The sequence below is a fragment of the Reichenbachiella sp. genome (assembly GCF_039944555.1).
In the GTDB taxonomy this organism is placed as follows: domain Bacteria; phylum Bacteroidota; class Bacteroidia; order Cytophagales; family Cyclobacteriaceae; genus Reichenbachiella.
In genome coordinates this window covers 272,011-291,073 of sequence record NZ_JBDUYN010000006.1, presented here as the reverse complement: position 1 = coordinate 291,073, position 19,063 = coordinate 272,011, and the positions used below count along the sequence as shown (strand labels likewise).

Annotated in this window: 17 protein-coding genes and 1 tRNA gene; 10 read left to right on the top strand and 8 right to left on the bottom strand. The window is 40.6% G+C overall.

Translation table 11 applies throughout. From position 1 onward, the window contains the following. Positions 1-98 precede the first annotated feature (98 nt). From ABJD64_RS06030 to ABJD64_RS06020, 3 genes are all read left to right on the top strand, one after another. On the top strand, positions 99-287 hold the full coding sequence (locus tag ABJD64_RS06030) for a hypothetical protein (RefSeq protein ID WP_348179722.1): 189 nt from the start codon (positions 99-101) through the stop codon (positions 285-287). A 47-nt stretch (positions 288-334) separates the two neighbouring features. Continuing rightward, positions 335-1,042, top strand: coding sequence for a lysophospholipid acyltransferase family protein (locus ABJD64_RS06025; RefSeq protein WP_348179721.1), 708 nt, complete (start codon positions 335-337; stop codon positions 1,040-1,042). 84 nt (positions 1,043-1,126) lie between these two features. Then, the gene (locus ABJD64_RS06020) at positions 1,127-2,134 is read left to right on the top strand and encodes a GntG family PLP-dependent aldolase (protein ID WP_348179720.1); all 1,008 of its coding nucleotides are present in this window, start codon (positions 1,127-1,129) and stop codon (positions 2,132-2,134) included. Here the strand turns inward: ABJD64_RS06020 and ABJD64_RS06015 are convergent. The 3 genes from ABJD64_RS06015 to ABJD64_RS06005 form a co-directional block, all read right to left on the bottom strand. After that, positions 2,131-2,571, bottom strand: a complete 441-nt coding sequence (locus tag ABJD64_RS06015) for an SRPBCC family protein (protein WP_348179719.1) — start codon at positions 2,569-2,571, stop codon at positions 2,131-2,133. The two genes, ABJD64_RS06020 and ABJD64_RS06015, sit on opposite strands and share 4 nt — an antisense overlap. 216 nt (positions 2,572-2,787) lie before the next feature. After that, a complete protein-coding gene (leuS, locus tag ABJD64_RS06010; RefSeq protein ID WP_348179718.1) occupies positions 2,788-5,571 on the bottom strand; it encodes a leucine--tRNA ligase in 2,784 nt (927 codons plus the stop codon). A 210-nt stretch (positions 5,572-5,781) separates the two neighbouring features. Next, a tRNA-Met gene (locus ABJD64_RS06005) sits at positions 5,782-5,855 on the bottom strand. Positions 5,856-5,976: 121 nt separating this feature from the next. Here ABJD64_RS06005 and ABJD64_RS06000 point away from each other — a divergent pair. Together ABJD64_RS06000 and ABJD64_RS05995 are read left to right on the top strand one after the other, a co-directional pair. Continuing rightward, positions 5,977-6,360 carry an START-like domain-containing protein gene (locus tag ABJD64_RS06000; protein ID WP_348179717.1) on the top strand — a complete coding sequence of 128 codons (384 nt, stop codon included), beginning with the start codon at positions 5,977-5,979 and terminating at the stop codon, positions 6,358-6,360. Positions 6,361-6,716: 356 nt separating this feature from the next. Further along, positions 6,717-7,244: a thioredoxin family protein gene (locus ABJD64_RS05995; protein WP_348179716.1), complete on the top strand. Its 528-nt coding sequence runs from the start codon at positions 6,717-6,719 to the stop codon at positions 7,242-7,244. A 6-nt stretch (positions 7,245-7,250) separates the two neighbouring features. Here the strand turns inward: ABJD64_RS05995 and ABJD64_RS05990 are convergent, their stop codons facing one another. Both ABJD64_RS05990 and ABJD64_RS05985 read right to left on the bottom strand, forming a co-directional pair. Further along, positions 7,251-8,057 carry a 3'-5' exonuclease gene (locus ABJD64_RS05990; protein ID WP_348179715.1) on the bottom strand — a complete coding sequence of 269 codons (807 nt, stop codon included), beginning with the start codon at positions 8,055-8,057 and terminating at the stop codon, positions 7,251-7,253. Positions 8,058-8,093: 36 nt separating this feature from the next. Then, positions 8,094-9,476 (bottom strand): Mur ligase domain-containing protein, encoded by a 1,383-nt coding sequence (locus ABJD64_RS05985; protein ID WP_348179714.1) that lies wholly within the window; start codon positions 9,474-9,476, stop codon positions 8,094-8,096. A gap of 228 nt (positions 9,477-9,704) precedes the next feature. On the opposite strand from ABJD64_RS05985, the gene dnaB reads away from it, so the two are divergent. Together dnaB and ABJD64_RS05975 are read left to right on the top strand one after the other, a co-directional pair. Further along, entirely contained in the window at positions 9,705-11,288 is a 1,584-nt protein-coding gene (dnaB, locus tag ABJD64_RS05980; protein ID WP_348179713.1) for a replicative DNA helicase, read from the top strand. Positions 11,289-11,301: 13 nt separating this feature from the next. Continuing rightward, complete coding sequence (locus ABJD64_RS05975) at positions 11,302-12,300, top strand: zinc-binding dehydrogenase (RefSeq protein ID WP_348179712.1); 999 nt, start codon at positions 11,302-11,304, stop codon at positions 12,298-12,300. Here ABJD64_RS05975 and ABJD64_RS05970 read toward each other — a convergent pair. Next, the gene (locus ABJD64_RS05970) at positions 12,297-13,490 is read right to left on the bottom strand and encodes an OmpA family protein (RefSeq protein ID WP_348179711.1); all 1,194 of its coding nucleotides are present in this window, start codon (positions 13,488-13,490) and stop codon (positions 12,297-12,299) included. The two genes, ABJD64_RS05975 and ABJD64_RS05970, sit on opposite strands and share 4 nt — an antisense overlap. Before the next feature lie 66 nt (positions 13,491-13,556). After that, complete coding sequence (locus tag ABJD64_RS05965; RefSeq protein ID WP_348179710.1) at positions 13,557-15,305, bottom strand: hypothetical protein; 1,749 nt, start codon at positions 15,303-15,305, stop codon at positions 13,557-13,559. A gap of 178 nt (positions 15,306-15,483) precedes the next feature. Between ABJD64_RS05965 and ABJD64_RS05960 the strand changes: the two genes are divergently transcribed. The 3 genes from ABJD64_RS05960 to guaA all read left to right on the top strand — a co-directional run bounded on the left by ABJD64_RS05960 (position 15,484) and on the right by guaA (position 18,515). Further along, on the top strand, positions 15,484-16,200 hold the full coding sequence (locus tag ABJD64_RS05960; RefSeq protein ID WP_348179709.1) for a hypothetical protein: 717 nt from the start codon (positions 15,484-15,486) through the stop codon (positions 16,198-16,200). Further along, positions 16,187-16,888: a DUF6048 family protein gene (locus tag ABJD64_RS05955; RefSeq protein ID WP_348179708.1), complete on the top strand. Its 702-nt coding sequence runs from the start codon at positions 16,187-16,189 to the stop codon at positions 16,886-16,888. The genes ABJD64_RS05960 and ABJD64_RS05955 overlap by 14 nt, the downstream gene beginning before the upstream one ends. A gap of 97 nt (positions 16,889-16,985) precedes the next feature. Further along, positions 16,986-18,515, top strand: a complete 1,530-nt coding sequence (gene guaA, locus ABJD64_RS05950; protein WP_348179707.1) for a glutamine-hydrolyzing GMP synthase — start codon at positions 16,986-16,988, stop codon at positions 18,513-18,515. Between the two features lie 2 nt (positions 18,516-18,517). Here guaA and ABJD64_RS05945 read toward each other — a convergent pair whose 3' ends face one another. Then, positions 18,518-18,886, bottom strand: a complete 369-nt coding sequence (locus ABJD64_RS05945) for an Hpt domain-containing protein (protein ID WP_348179706.1) — start codon at positions 18,884-18,886, stop codon at positions 18,518-18,520. Positions 18,887-19,063 lie beyond the last annotated feature (177 nt).

Below are 19,063 nucleotides of genomic sequence, written 5' to 3'. Positions count from 1 at the left end.
ACTTTCAAATTTACGTGATGCAATAAGAAAGTGCTACTTGATTTATGCTTGTATTTCTTTTTTAGCCTATTTGTGATATTGATCCTGCCAATTTCTCTATGTCCAGAATTGGGGAATTTCAGAACGATGTTCGCGAGAAAATCCGAGGAGAATTGGATCGACGGAACAGATTTGTGAATGCGGTAGAGGTGGAAAGCCAAAAAATGGAGAGAAGGATTGGAAGTACTTCGAATCTTTCGTTAGATGACCTACTTTTGTATGTATCGATTAGCCAACATAGAATTTGAAAAACCAACAAACTAATTTTCTTTGGATAGCTGTTCAAAGAGTCTACATGATCTACGTCGCTACTATGTTTTTAGTGACCTTTCTTCTAAATACGCCCGTGTTTCTGATTGCCATTCTGACAAAATCTGACCGGCTGGGCTTAATAGCGAATCATTATTGGGCGCATGCATTCTTTTTTCTCGTAGGAGTGCCCATGGAGATTATTCAAAAGGGAGACTTAGACAAAAAAGGGACATATATTTTCTGTCCTAATCATTTCTCTTTTTTAGATATCGCCATCACGCCATTCGTGCCGGTCCCATTTAAATTTGTAGGGAAGGTCTCCATAGCTAAAGTGCCTATATTAGGTTTTATATTTAGGAAACTTCATATCACGGTCGACCGGACAAGATTACGTGACAAATATGCTACCTATACCAAAAGTATTAGTGCCCTAATGGATGGTTTTTCATTGACCATTTTTCCAGAAGGAGGAATAAGATCATCAAATCCACCTTTGATGGGAAGTTTTAAAGAAGGGCCCTTTCGAATGGCTATTGAGACTGGTGTCAAAATTGTCCCCATTACACTTGCTGATAATTGGCACATTTTTCCAGATGATGGAAGATATTTTTTTAAAAGACGTAAGTGCAGGGTGGTCATTCATGAACCCATAGACCCCGCCAACTACTCTATGTCAAGGCTGAAAGATTTTCAAGAGGATGTGCGTCAACTGATTCAGAAAGAATTGAATCATCTGAATGCTATTCTCTAATTTGTAGCAAAAAAGCCCAAAGGATTGTTATATTTAATTTCAATGAGGTTACGCCTCAAAATACACCTGTAGAATTGAAAGAAGATGATAGATTTACGAAGTGACACGGTAACAAAACCTTCTGGTGAAATGCTTGAGGCTATGATGACTGCAGAAGTTGGAGACGACGTCTTTGGCGAAGATCCTACTGTCATGATTTTGGAAAATAAAATTGCCAAATACTTTGGAAAGGAAGCCGCATTGTTTTGCCCGTCTGGGACCATGACCAATCAAATTGCGGTTCGTATAAATACCCAGCCTCAGGATGAACTTTTGTGCGATAGAACTTCTCACATTTACAACTATGAAGGTGGAGGGGCGGCTTATAATTCTATGGTATCAATCAAGTTAATGCATGGCGATTTAGGTCGCTTCACCGCTAATGACGTTTTGGAAAATATCAACCCAGATGACATACACTATGCCCGAACATCGATGGTGTCAATTGAAAACACTGTAAACAAAGGGGGAGGGAGCGTATTCCCATTGGATACCATTAAGGAAATAGCCAAAGTAGCAGTGGACAATAAGTTGAAAATGCACCTTGATGGGGCAAGAGTTTTCAATGCACTGGTAAAATCGGGGGAAAATCCTCTACATCATGGAAAGTGCTTTCATACAATGTCTGTTTGTTTTTCAAAAGGACTTGGTGCACCCGTCGGCTCTGCACTACTGGGATCTAAGGAAGCAATTGCTAGAGCAAGGAGAGTACGAAAGGTCTTCGGTGGAGGAATGAGGCAGGCAGGGTATTTGGCCGCAGCCTGTATTTATGCACTGGAAAATAACGTTGCGCGACTCAAAGATGACCACCGTCGTGCCAATCAGCTCGCCAATATGTTCGAAGATAAGATGTATGTTGAAAACATAGTTTCGGCAGGTACCAATATTGTGATTGTGTCTATCACGAAAGACAAATCTGTAAAGCAGCTGCTGGAAGAATGGAAGAAAAAAGGACTATTGGCAGTACCTTTTGGGCCAAATGACATTCGATTGGTTACGCATTTGAATTTTACTGATGATATGCTCCAAAAAACCACCGAAATTCTGGCTTAACTTTTTTCTGCTTCTGCAAAGGCCTTAAATTGATTCATAAACTTTAAGGTCTGTTTGGGGAAGGCACCTTTCATAAAAATACCCATCACTTTCATGAATCCAGTGAATTGAAATTCATTTTCTGAAACCCATTTGGTTTGATTTTCATTTAGAACCTCAAACCGGTTAGAAATAACGTTGTACACTCCTTTGGTCTCATAGGTAGCGGCTAGTTCATCGGGTAAGTTGTTTTTGGTTATAGTTTCGATCATTTCAACGTCCCGCTTATCCATTTTATAATGTAATTTGGATTTAGCTCCGGGTTGGCCAGGTACACCACTTAGTGGCTCAAAACTCACTAATTCCGGCTGCCATTTACTCATGTTGTCTGGATTGTCAAATAGTTCAATCACTTCAGATCTCGGTCGGTCGATGGTAATATCAACAGTGTAGTTCATAAGTAGCGCGTTTGTACTATCTAATATAACTATTCGAAGACCAAAAAAAAAGATGACCTGCCAAAGCCGTCATTTCGACCTAGAGGGAGAAATCTCACACTTTTATGTTATGCACTCAATATTTAGATATTTCTGTACTGAGGAAGAACGAATTCCTTGCAATGCCTGAGTCGCGCAGACAACTCTTTTTGACTTTTGGGAAAGCTCTTGCAAAGTCTATACTACCACATTAATAATCCGTTTTGGAACGATGATTATTTTCTTAGGTGGCTTGCCATCCGTCCATTTTTTTACCAGATCATGGGAAAGCACCTCGGCCTCTATTTCGTCTTTTGGCTTGTCTATAGCAAAGGCAATCTTGGCCCTCACTTTGCCATTTATTGAGATTGGATATTCGTGCGTGCTTTCAGTTAGGTAGCTCTCGTTAAAATCCGGATACTTAGCCAAACTCACACCACCAGAATGGCCTAATTGTTCCCAAAGCTCTTCGGACGTGTGTGGAGCAAAAGGCGACAACGCAATCACCAATTTTTCCAGTACTTCACGCTTATTGCACTTCAAAGCCGTCAGCTCATTGACTGCAATCATCAGCGTACTCACTGAGGTATTCAAAGAGAGATTGTTGATGTCTTCTTCTACCTTTTTGATGGTACGGTGGATGATCTTTTGCTCCTCCTTTGTAGGAGTGTCATTGGAGACAACAAAGTCATCTGACTCATTGTGGAACAGTCTCCAGAATTTCCTGAGAAATTTGAACACACCATCAATGCCATGCGTGTTCCACGGTTTGAACTGCTCCAAAGGGCCTAAGAACATTTCATACATGCGCAGTGTATCCGCACCATATTTGCTCACAATGTCGTCTGGGTTAACCACATTGTAAAGTCGCTTAGACATTTTTTCAACCTCATTGCCGCAGATAAATCTTTCGTCTTCAAGAATGAATTCTGCATCTTTCAAATCAGGTCTCCATTTTTTAAATGCTTCAATATCCAACACGTCATTTTCTACCAAACTAACATCTACATGTATTTTGGTCGTATCATACTCATCCTTCAAACTAAACGAGACGTATTTGTTTGTTCCATTAATTCGGTAAGCCAGACTTGAACGTCCTTGTATCATACCCTGATTCACCAATTTCTTAAATGGCTCCTCTTCCTTCGCAAAACCTTTGTCGCAAAGAAATTTGTTCCAAAACCTGGAATAGAGCAAATGCCCTGTTGCATGTTCTGTGCCACCGATGTACAGGTCTACGTCTTTCCAATAGTCTTTTGCCTCATCGGAGACGAAAGCGTTGTCATTGCTGGCATCCATGTACCTGTACCAGTACCAGCTCGATCCGGCCCAGCCTGGCATGGTGCTTAGTTCCAGTGAATAGGCTTCAGTTGAGCCCTTAGGTGTATAAGTAAAATTATCGGCTCTGGCCAATGGCGGGTCACCATCAGCAGTAGGTAGATATTTGTCAATTTCAGGCAATACAATTGGCAAGTCCTCATCCGCTACTGGATAGGGGGTGCCATCCTTAAAGTAAATCGGAACAGGCTCTCCCCAGTATCGTTGTCTCGCAAAAATGGCGTCACGAATCCTGAAGTTGATTTTTTTACTACCAATTCCTTTTTCTTCCAAAAAAGAAATGGCTCTATCAGTGGCTTCCTGAAAGGTAAGACCCTCAAGCATGCCCTTATTAATAATCTTACCCTCTTTAGTAGGGTTTGCTTCCTCTGAAATGTCCATGCCTTCGTAAATAGGTAGGATGGACAGGTCAAAGTGCTTGGCAAAATCGTAATCGCGTTGATCACCTCCAGGTACGGCCATGACAGCGCCTGTGCCATAGCCAGCAAGTACGTAATCTGCAGCCCAGATTGGAAGTTTCTCCCCGCTAAATGGATGTATCGCATATGCTCCGGTAAAGACACCGGAAACTTTTTTGACATGAGTCATTCGGTCACGTTCCGATTTGTTTTTGGCCGTTTCAATGTATGTCTCAACTTCATCACGTTGCTCTGCAGTCGTAATTTTTTTGATAATGTCCAGTTCCGGAGCCAGTACCATAAAGGTCAGGCCATATACCGTATCTATTCTTGTAGTGAAGACGGTTATAGTGTCGTCATGTCCATCAATATTCAAAGTCATCTCTGCACCAATGGATTTGCCAATCCAATTACGCTGCATTTCCTTAAGTGGATCTGGCCACTCAATAGTGTCGAGTCCCTCGAGTAAACGTTCGGCATAAGCGGTTATTCGCATGCTCCATTGACTCATTTTTTTTCTTACTACAGGAAACCCTCCTCTTTCGGAGAACCCGTCTTTTACTTCATCGTTCGACAGTACTGTACCCATATCAGGACACCAGTTTACGGTAGTCTCTGACAGATAAGTCAATCTATACTTGAGTAAAATGCCTTGCTGTTGAGTTTCATTAAATGCTTGCCACTCGTTTGCAGTAAAATTTACCACATCTTCGTCACATGCAGCATTTACCGAAGCGTTACCACTCTGTTCGAAAATAGCGACGAGATTCTCAATATCTCTGGCCTTGTTGGAATCGTAATCATACCAGCTGTTAAACAGCTGGATAAAAATCCATTGAGTCCACTTGTAGTAGCTGGGATCACAGGTTTGAACTTCTTTGCTCCAGTCAAACGAAAAGCCAATATTTTTTAGTTGATCCTTGTATCTGTTGATGTTTTCTTCTGTGGTCACTGCAGGATGCTGACCCGTTTGAATGGCGTATTGTTCGGCAGGTAAACCAAAGGCATCAAAGCCCATAGGGTGCAGGACGTTGAATCCTTTTGTCCTTTTAAATCTACAAACAATATCTGATGCAATATAACCTAACGGATGACCAACATGTAATCCGGCGCCTGATGGATATGGAAACATGTCTAACGCATAGAATTTGGGTTTGCTTGTATTGACTTGCGCTTTAAACGACTGTTCTTTCTGCCAGTATTCCTGCCATTTTTTTTCAATTTTTTGAAAATCGTATGATGCCATCTGTTTTGTTGGTACTGTTTGATATAAGTGCGCAAAAATAATAGGAATATTGAATTAATTGGCTAGATTAAGGTAGTTGAAATAAGACCAGTGGTTGATAATTTTACAGCTTTAAGAAAATCAGTTGCTAGAGCAAACCTTTGCCCTTATTCAGTGTTGAGAAACAAAAAAGGCAGTTACCTATAATTAGGAACTGCCTTGTGAATCTAGTAGCGAAGACGGGAGTTGAACCCGTGACCTCAGGGTTATGAATCCTGCGCTCTAACCAACTGAGCTACCTCGCCGTTTGATTTTTCGAGGTGCAAATCTAGCCATTGTTTGTTTATTCACAAGTCTTTATAAAAACTTTTGATACATTCGTAGAAAATTCATACATTGAGAAAATTGGAAATCGATATTTAGGATATGAGCAAGTTCAAATTTGTAGGAGAGTATGAGATTAGGGCATCAAAAAAAATGCTATATCCATACCTGTCCTCGGCCAGTGGATTGGCTCAATGGTTTGCTGATGATGTAAATATTGATGAAGATAAAATTTTCACAATCATTTGGGATGGAGAAGAGAACAAAGCCAAAATGGTTTCTCATAGAACGAACTCTCAAGTGAAATTTGAGTTCATAACGGACGACGACGACCCCAACTATGTAGAGTTTAAGATTGATATGAATGAACTGACACAGGAAGTTTTCATTCGAGTCACCGATTATTCTGATATGGATGATGAAAAAGAACTTGAAGAGCTCTGGGACAGTCTGATGTCAGATCTAAGAGAAATTGTCGGCGGATGATCTAAGCATTTTCCAACCTGACCACTATTCCATCACAAACTGCGCATTTCCCTGCAAACAATCCAGGTTTTCCATGTTCTTCGTGACATTTAGCGCACCAGTGTCTACCGCATCCGCGGCAATGAAGTGTTGCTCTTTTCTGGCATCTATTGCAATTGTGCATGATTTGTGTTCTTTAGCTAAATATAATAAATATTAGAAATACCTCATTTGTTTATAGGTAGAGATTGAATTCTTTTTGTGTAATATTTTACAATAAATTGAACCAATTGAGCTTATTATTAGTATAGAATATGTGTGCTCTGCAAAAATTTGTACTTTTGTCTTGCAGAGTTTTTTTAAAAAATCTAGGAGTGATGATAAGAAATACCCATTTGCTAAGTAGTTGTTTTGTACTGTTAGTCTTATTGACTTTTAATAACGCTGTTGCCCAGGAGGGAAAGAAGGATTTCGTTGGTTCTGAAAATCAAGGTTGGATGGTGAATGTTGAAGAAGCTTATCAACTTTCTGAAAAAACTAATAAACCCATCTTGGCTAATTTCACCGGAAGTGATTGGTGTGGATGGTGCAAGAAATTAAAGAAGGAAGTTTTTAGCCAACCCGAATTCATTGAGTGGGCCGCGAATAATGTGATTTTGCTCGAATTGGATTACCCACGAAGAACTGCTTTACCTGAAGCGCAAAAAAGGCAGAATGCAGAGTTGCAGCAGGCATTCCGGGTTACAGGATTTCCCACCATCTGGATGTTCGATTTGGATAGACCTGATGGTAATCGTTTTCAGATTCAAGCTTATGGTAAAACTGGCTACGCAGCTGGCGGGCCTTCTGCATATATTAAGAATTTGGACAAAATGATCGAACTCAAAGAAAAGAGCGTCAACTAGTTGATTTTATCTGGAGTTAAATCCTCGCAATTTTATTTGTGTTAATTTTCTTTTAGTGTCTAAAGGGAAATCTCCCTTCATCATCCAATCATAATACCCTGGTTCTGCTTTCAAAATTTCCTCTACAGGTTTATGTCGATGCTTGCCAAAGTTGAAAACTTCAACGCCATCATCATTGGTTACGAACCTACCAGCTAAATCAACCATGTTGGCGGCTGTAACTTCATGTAAATTCTTCATGTCGTTGGCTATTTTACCAATCACTTTACCCATGGGATTTACGACCTCCTGCCCATCATACCTTTCAACTTGTGCCTTGATGACGGCTGCTGTGGCCAGGGTATCAGCTTCTGCGCTATGCGCATCTTCCAAGGATTTGCCACAGTAAAATTTGTAAGCAGCAGTTAAAGTCCGTTTTTCCATCATATGAAAAATTTTCTGTGCATCAACGAACTTCCTGTTGGATGTATCGAAATCTACATCTACTCTTTGAAATTCTTCTAATAGAAGAGGGATGTCAAATTTCAAACAATTAAATCCACCCAAATCACAGCCGCTGAGAAATTCGGCGAGACTTTTGGCTATTGATTTAAAAGTAGGAGCATCCTTTATGTCTTTGTCATAAATACCATGAATCATACTAGTCTCCACTGGGATTGGAATAGTGGGATTGATTCTCATGGTTTTTATAATTTCATCGCCATCAGGCATGATTTTCACCACTGAGATTTCGACAATTCGATCTGTCGAAATATTAGTTCCTGTAGTTTCCAGGTCGAAAACTGCCAACGGATTTTTAAGATTTAATTGCATTAATGTATGTTCTAATGGTAAATCAGCACGGGCTGATTATTGTATGATGCTAGCAGCCATAGACGCTAAATCTAATCCACCAAATGTCCCTGAGCTCATAAAGATTAAGTTCTTCTCCTGCCAGTTCATATCCAGCAAGTAGGTTTCAAGCTCTGATGAATCGGTGAATACCTTAATGTCTTTTCTGTTAAAAGATTTTTTAATATCCTCTTCAGATATTGACGCGTATTTCTTCTCTTCAATAAGTCCATTATCAAAATAAACAATGGCTTCCTCTGGAGCATTAAAAGCTCCTTTGTAGTTGCCCAAAAAATCTTTGTTCAAACTACTAAAAGTATGCAGTTCATAGCATGCAACTAGCTTTCTTTTTGGATAGAGTTCTTTGAGTGCTGATGCAGTGGCAGCGAGCTTGGACGGTGCATGAGCAAAATCTGTATAAACTGAGGTCTTGGCATTTTGCGCCAAAAGATTGTTGCGCTTGTAGGCTCCCTCAAATGAGGAAATGGCCTCATAAAACTGTTCATCGGTGATTCCTATTCTGTCAAGTATCAATCTTGCTCCTTCCATGTTTTGCATGTTGTGCTTACCAAAAAGCTTAACCGGAGTATCTCCATTGATGACAAACTGTGCATCATTTACTTTATATTTCGGAGTTTTATATGGTACAGGTTTTACGTCGTCTCTTTCTTTCGAAGCGATTTTGTTCGCATGTTTATCTTCGCTGCAGTAGATAAGAGTACCAGCCTTAGGTGTCCTGTCTGCTAATTTCTCAAATTGAGTTAGATAGCTTTCCTCGGTTGGATATACATTGATATGGTCCCAGGATGTACCGCTGATCAATGCTATATGATGATCATATTTTAAGAACTTAGGTTCTGGATCAAGAGGAGAAGTAAAATATTCATCTCCTTCTATAATGATAACGGGCGCATTAGACAATTTGATGGTCTCTTTGATGCCTTCAATTTTTGCACCAATTACGTAGTCAAAATCTTTGCCCCAATAGTTTAATACATGTATAATACAACCGGTAATTGTCGTCTTGCCATGACTGCCGGTGATTACAATTCTTTGTTTATCATCTGCCTGCGCTCTGATAAACTCCGGGTAAGACCAAATCCTGATTCCGAGCTCCTGTGCCTTTAGCAATTCAGGATTATCTGACTTGGCATGCATGCCAACGATGATCGCATCTAATGAGTTATCAATGTTGTCAGCATTCCAGCCCATTTCAGAGGGTAACAATTCATTGGTATTAAGCAGCGAAGCCGCTGGGTCATAAATTTTGTCATCAGAACCACTTACAGTCATTCCCTTGTTCTTTAGGGCGACAGCCAAACTACTCATGACTGCTCCGCCAATGGCTATAATATGGATTTTTTGATGGGCTTGACTCATGCGGTTTTTGAATTTTTTCAAAAATAAGACAATTAGTAAGGTGTGCAAATTAAACCTAAGCTTATAATTTCTACAACAATATTATAAGGTGGTAACGTTTAATATGCAGCTAACAATTGTACTTGAATTTTAATGTGGAAAGTTTGTATATAAGCCACTTGGTTTTTTGAAAGATTACACCGCCCAATTGCATAAGTTTGTTTTTGAATTTGTTGCAACATTTAGTCTAAGGTTTGTTTTAATAATATTATGGCCAATATAGATTCTCCGGATCAGGGAAACATTAAGAAAAAGGTAGGTGCACGAAAGAACAATCCTTCCAAGACGGCATTGGTACCTCTGGGAAAGATGCAACCGCAGGCTGTAGATATTGAAGAAACTGTGTTGGGTGCATTAATGCTCGAAAAGGATGCATTAACTACAGTCATCGATATTTTAAAGCCTCAGAGTTTCTATGACGACCGTCATGCTAAAATTTATGAGGCGATTGTCCAGCTGTTTAACAAGTCGGAGCCGGTAGATATTATGACTGTCACAGCTCAGCTTCGAAAAAACGGAACGTTGGAAATAGCAGGTGGAGCTTATCACATTGCCAACCTGACTACCAGGGTCAACTCGGCGGCGAATATAGAATACCATGCAAGAATTATCACCGAGCAGGCAATCAAACGAGACCTGATTAGAATATCAGCGAAAATTCAGGAAGATGCTTTCGAGGATACCGAAGATGTATTTGAGCTTTTGGACAGAACTGAGCAGGCATTGTTTGAAATTTCTGAATCAAATATAAAAAAGAACTACGCCGGCATGCAGCAGCTCATGCATGAGGCAATCATGGAAATAGAGGCCAGAAAGGAACACAAGGATGGCTTGACTGGAGTTCCCAGCGGTTTTACAGAATTGGATAGAGTGACTGCTGGATGGCAGTCTTCAGATTTGGTGATCATTGCGGCACGTCCTGCAATGGGTAAAACGGCTTTTGTAGTCTCAGCCATGAGAAATGCCGCGGTTGACTTTGGTGAGGCAGTCGCCATCTTTTCCCTGGAGATGTCTTCTATTCAGCTAGTTAACAGGCTAATTTCGGCAGAAGCTGAGTTAGAAAGTGATAAAATCAAAAAAGGAAACCTTGCCGATCATGAGTGGGAGCAGCTGGTACACAAAACGGCCAGACTAACTGAAGCTCCGATTTTTATCGATGACACGCCGGGATTATCTATTCTTGAACTGCGAGCGAAATGTAGAAGGCTTAAAGCTCAGCATGATATCAAAATGATCATTATTGACTATCTGCAGCTGATGTCGGGGGACTCTTCCAAGTCAGGTGGTGGAGCTGGAAACAGAGAGCAGGAAATTGCTTCGATATCGAGGGCACTCAAAGGTATAGCAAAGGAATTGAATGTACCGGTTATCGCTCTGTCACAGCTCAGTAGGGCAGTGGAAACAAGAGGTGGTGACAAACGACCGCAGCTTTCAGATTTGAGGGAATCGGGATCTATTGAGCAAGATGCCGATATGGTTATGTTCCTGTATCGTCCGGAGTATTATGACATCACAGAGGATGAAGATGGCCTACCAACGGCAGGAACCGGTGAGGTCATTATAGCCAAACACAGAAACGGATCCTTAGAGAATGTGAAGCTTAAATTTATTGGTCGGTTTACAAAATTTGCCGACCTGGATGGCTCTATTATGGGGGGGGACTATAGTGGAGGAAACTTTCCTTCTGCCGGAGTTCCAGCTGAATTTGACAACAGTCCTAATACGGTGACATTTCCGTCAAAAGCTAATGATGGGGATGCGTCATCAACACCTTCAGGTGAAGCACCTTTTTAAAATTTAGTAAAACATGAAAGCCTTATTACTAGTTGACGAAAGTCAGGATAAAATTGCCATTCGTGAAATCGAAAAACCAAACCCAGCGTCTGGTGAAGTACTGATTCAATTAAAGGCTGCAGCGTTAAATCATCGCGATCAATGGTGTAGAATTGGACTTTACCCCGGTATAGAATATGGTACGGTTTTAGGCTCTGATGGAGCAGGAGTAGTAGTAGCAAAAGGTGAAGGAGTCGATGACTACTGGCTAGGCAAGGAAGTAATCATCAACCCAAACATTAACTGGGGGGATAACGAGGCTGCTCAGTCTGTTGAGTATCATATCCTGGGTATGCCGTCTAACGGCACCTTTGCTGAATTTGTGTCGGTTGCGGCTGACCGTTTGATGGAAAAACCTTCACATCTAAATTTTTCTGAAGCAGCTGCATTACCACTTGGAGGCTTGACGGCATTCAGAGCGATTTTCACTAAAGCTCAAATACAAGAGAAGCAAAAAATTCTGGTTACAGGTATTGGCGGAGGTGTAGCGCAATTTGCTTTTCAATTTGCAGTGGCAGCCGGTGCAGAGGTATTTGTGACATCGGGTAGCGATAATAAATTACAAACTGCAAGAAAGCACGGAGTCTCAGGAGGATTCATATACAAAGATGAGTTTTGGGTAAAAACAGCATTTAATGAAACTGGAGGATTTGATGCAATTATAGATAGTGCTGGTGGAAGCAGTATGAACGACTACCTTAAACTAATTCGGCCAGGAGGAAGACTCGTGCATTATGGTTCGACTACAGGTTTGCCAAAAAGTCTTGATATGTTTCGGTTATTCTGGTGCCAGGCAAGTATCCATGGTTCGACTATGGGATCGGACTCGGAATTTGTTAAAATGACGGAATTTGTAAATCAAAAGAAGATCAAACCTATCATTGATTCGGTTAGAAGTTTTGATGACATCGTATCTGCCTTTGACCAAATGCATGAAGGCCGTCAGATGGGTAAGTTGGTTGTTACTTTCTAGTTTTCAAGGATTATGAATTCAACCCTTCTGTTTAGTGCCTGGTTTTGTGGGTTGCTATTGGGTACAATAGGTCGTGAACTTCCATAACCTTTGTATTCAAGCCTGAATTCATTGAGCCCTTTAGCCACCAAGTAATCAACTACTGCTTTTGCTCTTGCCTTGGATAATTTCATGTTATATTCTGCGGAGCCTACATTATCTGTGTGACCTTCAATCTCTATTTTTATCCTTCTGTGCTTTTCAAGGTAAGACAAGAGTTTATTGAGTTCCAGATAGGATGATCTTAACAAGTTAGCTTTGTCAAATTCAAAATAAATATTCTGAAGTGTGAATTTTTTTCCTACTTCGGCAGGGCCAAAATAGTCATCTTCAGGACTGGATTTGGCAATTTTGGGATCTGGGAAAATCGATTCAGTTGGATCAACAGGTCGAACCAATACATCATCTATAAAGTAGTAGGCGATCTGGGGTTGAAGATGTTTGGGTGTGCGTTTGTCTCTGACCTTTGAGAATTGACGTTTAGTTTTTTTTGTGACTAATGAAGAATCAGGATAAAAAGTTCCGATAGTCAGGGCAAGCTCTTCACCCTTGGCCGTGAAAATGCCCGAGATTTTGGTCCAACCTTCATAATCTTCAATGATCTGATCAGAAGGACTAACAATCTGAGGCTTGTAGTGCATAAAATTCATTACCTGCCAGTCGAAATTGGGCATGTCACGGGTAAAGTACATGCCCAGGTGATTAATGGCGAATTCACAATTGTCCGCTAGATTCACCCACATTTCTGCATAGTACTGATTTCCAGCTATAAGTGGTTTGGTGAGCTGAACCATGGCAAATTCACGATGATTTTCTGGCACTCGCCAGCCCCTTCCACTTTTTGAAGTGAGATAGGATATCAGGCCAATATAGGCCTCCCCACCATGTGCATTTTGCTCTCCGAAAACGTTCTTTGGTATGCTCATTAGGTCATTTTTACAGCATGCATGAAAGTAATCTGGAGATGGGTCTGCAGTGCCAAACGGAAACCAGGATTTAGTAAACTTGAGTTGGTTCATGGTGAAAGGACATTCCCAAATCTCCTCAAAGCCGGGATTGACGACCATATTCTGACTCTGAACTGACAAAGCCATCGAGAACAAAACCATCCCGAACAACATTCCATTTCTGACCATAAATGCAATATACATTCTCACGGCGATTTCTTCGCTTAGAGAATGTATATTTCAAAATGAGACGAGTAATCTTGTCACAATTTAGATTTTGGAACCGCAGATTGGTAACTCTGGAATATTTGATAATTTGGCCGTTAAAGCCTGTATATCGAGGTTCTCAAATATTGGTGGTTTCTCATTCAAAATCCGAGAGGATTTCAATTCGAAATCTGCGTATTGCCAGGCCTGCGCAAGTTGCTGGGCTACTGCATTTGCCTGCTGTGTATTATTTTGTCCTTTTAGGCTTAGAAGAAGCCCCGTGAGCGCCCATCCATTTTTTGGATATATTTCAAGGTCTTCTAAATAGGTGGTCTCTGCTAATTCAAACTGACCATTCTCTATATAAATGGCTCCGAGGATATGCCGTACGGAAAAGAACCAATCTGGCGGTTCGTTGTAATTTAGTTGGTCCTCTATACTTATAGCTTGCTTCAGTTTGTCAACCACAGAGGCGTATTGTCCTTGTTTGTTCTCGATTTCCGCTTCTAACACTAAAGTCGCGATTTTCACTAAATGATCGACTGTATTTAACTCCCAGATAGATATTTGGCTCAACTCTTCTTTGCCGTTGATAAGTTCTAGTTTCTTGAGTTCTTTAATAGAGGCCTCAAGATTGTTCATTCCTAGATAAGCCATACCTCTGGCATAGTGTCGGATTGCTCTAGGGTACAGAAGGTCGGATTCAGGCAAGGTCAATATTTTCTCCCACTGACCAAATTTCACCAGAATGTAATAAGGAATGATATAGTAGTGCTGCAGCGTGGCCCACTCTGACTGATACATCAATTGTGCATCTGCATTCTGAGCTACTTTGAAAGCTGCCTCAATAGCCTTTTCTCCCCGACCTTCTAATGTGGCCGTTGCAGCCAAAAAATGGTAATTGTGAGGGTAGTAAGCTAGCGGATAAATGCCTTGCGCTTTGCAATTGGTGATGTAGAGGCTGTCAGCTTTTACCGATAATTCTCCTGCTACTGATCCTGCATGGTAGTCTCCAGTTCTTATATAAATATGTGCCGGCATGTGAACCAAATGGCCCGCGCCTGGCACTAAGTCAGTTAGTGTGTTAGCAGCTTCAATTGCTCTGCCTGGGTTTTTGGAAGCCTCTGTCGCATGTATATAATAATGGTTGGCGCCTGGATGATTAGGATTGGCTGCAAGTGTGCGTTCCAAAATTTCTAATATTTCAATTGTCCATTCCTTAGGAGTGCCATCTGTTGTATCCCAATAGTCCCAGGGATGTAAGTCCATGAGAGCTTCTGCACACAGGGTGCTTATGTCATTGTTCTCCGGAAAGTTAATATAAACCTCCCGCATGCCATTTGCGAAATTTTCGTAGCACATCGCAAGCGATTGATCCGTTGCCTTGGGATACCGATCATCAAGCGCCTGAATCATTTGTTGCTCATAATCAGTAATGCCCTGAAGATGAGCTTTTGCTTTTTCGATATAAGCATTGGCTTCTTCAACAAGTGATGAATCCATGGCGCTATTGATATTGGGTCCTAGAACATATGCCATGCCCCAATAGCACATGGCGCAATTATCATCTAGTCGGGCTGCTTCCTTAAATGAACGCATAGCTTCAGCATGGTTCAGTCCATAGGTCAGTATAAGTCCTTGGTCAAAGAACTTCTGACTCCATTTGTTGGAAGTAGTAATCGCGAAATGATTGCCTCCTAAATTGTCAAAGAGAGGTGCTTCAAATTCGGGTTGTTTTTTTTCTTGCGTACAGGCATACATGGCCAAATACATAAGAATGGTAAAGGAAAGTGATAGTTTTCTTAACGTCATGGTACAGGTATTTAATTCCAGATCAAATCTAGGTACGTCTGGGTAGGTGGCTAAAAAACTCCTGTGTACAAAAGGTGAACATGTCAGAATTTAATCCATTATGAAGAACTGGAAGCTTATTACTTTAAAAATCTTCGTTATGGTTTAGTTTTGTGATATTGTTGATACAAAGTCGTTGATGAAGAAAGAAACTTACAACATACTCTTTTTATACACCTTACTATTTGCTGGCATTTGGGCATGCGAGGAGCAAGAAGAGCCGACGGCCAGAGATCCATTGGTGAGTATATTTTTATTGAATAAGGATAGCCTTGATAAGGTTAATATTATTGAAGACTCACTGGATGCCGAACTGGCAGCTTATGATGTGGTTATTGCAAATTTGAAGACTGACGCTGCTTCTTTGGCTGATAGTTTGATTGTACTAACTGACTCCATAGCCAATGGTGGAAATCTGGAAGCTGAGAAAAATCAAGTCATAAACGACCTGGACACACTCAACCTGTATCTGACCGGGGTGGAGAAAGAAGACTCTACAGTAAACGTTCGACGAGCCGAATGGGCCTTGACAGCAGCAACAATAAATTCGGGTTCAGTTCATATTTCCGCAATAGAAAACATAAAGAATGGACTAAGTGTTTTTTATGAAGATAGCAGTACGACTTGGAAACTTCCGTTAGATATGAATGAAGATGGTATTGACGTGAATATCACTATTGATGAAGAAATATATAACCTGGAGTTGTCCTATAATAGATCTACGACGGCGAACGAAAAAAACAGGGTGACTATAGGTACTTCAAATTTCAGTATCATAAAAACAGATTTTAACAACTCAAGCGTATCTTGCACCAATTGCGAGGCCGCAGAAACTACCGTCTATGTCGAGTTTTAAATATCTATTGGCTTTATTGTCTCTGCTGACTTTTCATGCAAAGTCTCAGGAATTCACCGGAATAGACAAGTCAGATGAACAAGCAGTTCTTTCCGAAGAAGATCAAACTCCGATTCCTTTTTTGTCTAGCGCTGCACTTTTGATAGACTATGGTAAACTTTTTGGACAGTTTTTAGATGCAGAATCAAAGTATGAATTGGGTACCCAATTTGAGCTAAAAAACCGTTTTGTAGTGCTGGGAGAATATGGATATGCAACCTTGAATCCCGCTGGCGCTTATCAAAATACAGACTACGAATCAGAGGGAAGTTATTTTAGAGTAGGGTTAGGGTACAAAATTGATATGACGACAAAGAATAACTTATACTTTTCAGTACGATATGCCAAAGCCTTATATTCAGATAGGGGTGTAATAGATATAACAAGCGCTTCTGGAATATTCAATGATCTAATCGATCCATTTGAACGTACCGGCTTATCGGCTGAGTGGTACGAATTATCCATGAGTTCTGAGGCTAGATTATGGAAAGGACTTTATGCTGGTTTTCATTTGAGATTGCGAATTATGAATAAGTATGATCAGCAAGAGCCTTTAGATGTCTATGCGATACCTGGTTATGGACGAACTTTTGACCGCTCAATTCCTGCCTTAAATCTTTATCTAAAATATGCTTTTGAGAGGTTTTAAAGAGCTTTGTTTTTCCATTTAATTTGATACTTCAAAAAACAAAAAACTAAATTGACCAGACCACTTGCAGGTCTCTTGCACTGTGTTAATTTTGCGCATGGCAGAAAAGATTATCATCCTCGATTTCGGTTCTCAATACACACAGCTAATAGCAAGACGAGTAAGAGAACTCAATGTTTATTGTGAAATCCACCCCTTTAGTAAAATTCCTGAGATGGATGACTCCGTTAAAGGTCTCATATTATCAGGAAGTCCCTGTTCAGTTCGTCAGGAAGATCATCCCGATATCAATCTTGGTGCTCTAATTGGAGAGGTGCCTATTTTAGGTGTTTGCTACGGAGCACAGCTAATTGCACACAAATCCGGTGGAGAGATTATGCCTTCAAAGATTCGTGAATATGGTAGAGCTAATCTTTCCAAAGTAGACACTACAAGCGAATTGCTAAAGGAGATTAATATTGACTCGCAGGTTTGGATGTCTCATAGTGACACTATAAAAAGTATTCCGGATAATTTTGAAATTATTGCAAGTACATCTCAAGTAGAAGTGGCAGCATTTCATAGTAAGTCACATCCCGTATGGTGCATACAATTTCACCCGGAAGTAACGCATTCAACTCAGGGTAAGATCATTCTTCGGAATTTTGTTGTTCATATCTGCAAGTGCAGCCAGGATTGGACGCCAGATATTTTCGTCGATGCCACGGTGGCAGATTTGAAAGATCAGCTAGGCAATGATCAGGTCGTACTAGGACTGTCGGGAGGAGTGGATTCTTCTGTCGCAGCTACATTGATTCATCACGCCATAGGTAAAAATTTACATTGCATTTTTGTAGACAATGGTCTGTTGAGAAAGGATGAGTTCAAAGATGTGCTCAAATCATATGAGGGCATGGGGCTTAATGTGAAGGGAGTAGATGCCTCAAAGGAATTCTATAAGGCGCTGGAAGGGCTCACAGATCCCGAAGATAAGAGAAAGGCTATTGGTAGGGTTTTTATTGAGGTCTTTGATGAGGAAGCAAAGAAAATCAAGAATGTCAAATGGCTTGGTCAAGGAACTATCTATCCTGATGTAATCGAATCAGTGTCGGTCAATGGACCGTCTGTTACCATCAAGTCTCATCACAATGTTGGAGGTCTACCAGATAAGATGAATCTGAAAGTCGTTGAACCTTTGAATACCCTTTTCAAAGATGAGGTGAGAAGAGTAGGAAGGGCGTTAGAGATCGATGAAAAAATATTGGGTCGCCATCCCTTTCCTGGGCCTGGATTAGGAATCCGAATTCTGGGCGATATCACGGCTGAGAAAGTTGAAATCTTGCAGGAAGTTGATCATATTTTTATCAATGGATTGAAGGACAATGGACTGTATGATGATGTTTGGCAAGCCGGTGCTATGTTACTACCAATTCAGTCCGTTGGCGTGATGGGTGATGAGAGGACGTATGAGAGAGTCGTGGCGCTGAGAGCTGTGTCAAGCGTCGACGGTATGACAGCGGATTGGTGTCATTTACCATATGATTTTCTGGCTGATGTTTCAAATCAAATCATCAATAGAGTAAAGGGAGTCAATCGTGTTGTTTATGACATCAGCTCGAAGCCTCCTGCAACTATAGAATGGGAATAGATTCAGAACTGATCGGACTTGATCAGTTTGTCTAATTCGCTCAAGATCAAATCGCAGAGCTTACGAAGCTCAGCGATTTGATCTGGAATCAATTCTATGTTTTTTGGAGCTTTGGCATTAGCTTCTAACTCTCTGATTAGCGTCGACAAATTATCGATGTTTAGTAGTAAAAGTGAAGGTTTCAATTTGTGCATGAGTCTTCCAACTGCGTACCAATCTTCTACTTCCCCCTTCTCTTCAATTTCGTCCAACATTTCGGGCGTATTCTTTACGATAGTCATGATCATTTCATAAATAAATTCTCTGTCATGATCGCTGATTTCATACAAGTAGGACAGATCGAGAGGAAGTTCAATTTTGTCTGAAGACATGATGGTATCGTTTTAGTCAGGGATAAATTCAGGGCCAAAATAAATAGAATTCGCCATTTGACTACTAGTATTCGCAAGAAATGAATGCTTGAATGGCTCCTGTTAATTATGATAGATAAAATCTATCATATTAGTATAGTTATTTGTAAATCAAATGTTTATTGTCAATGATATAAA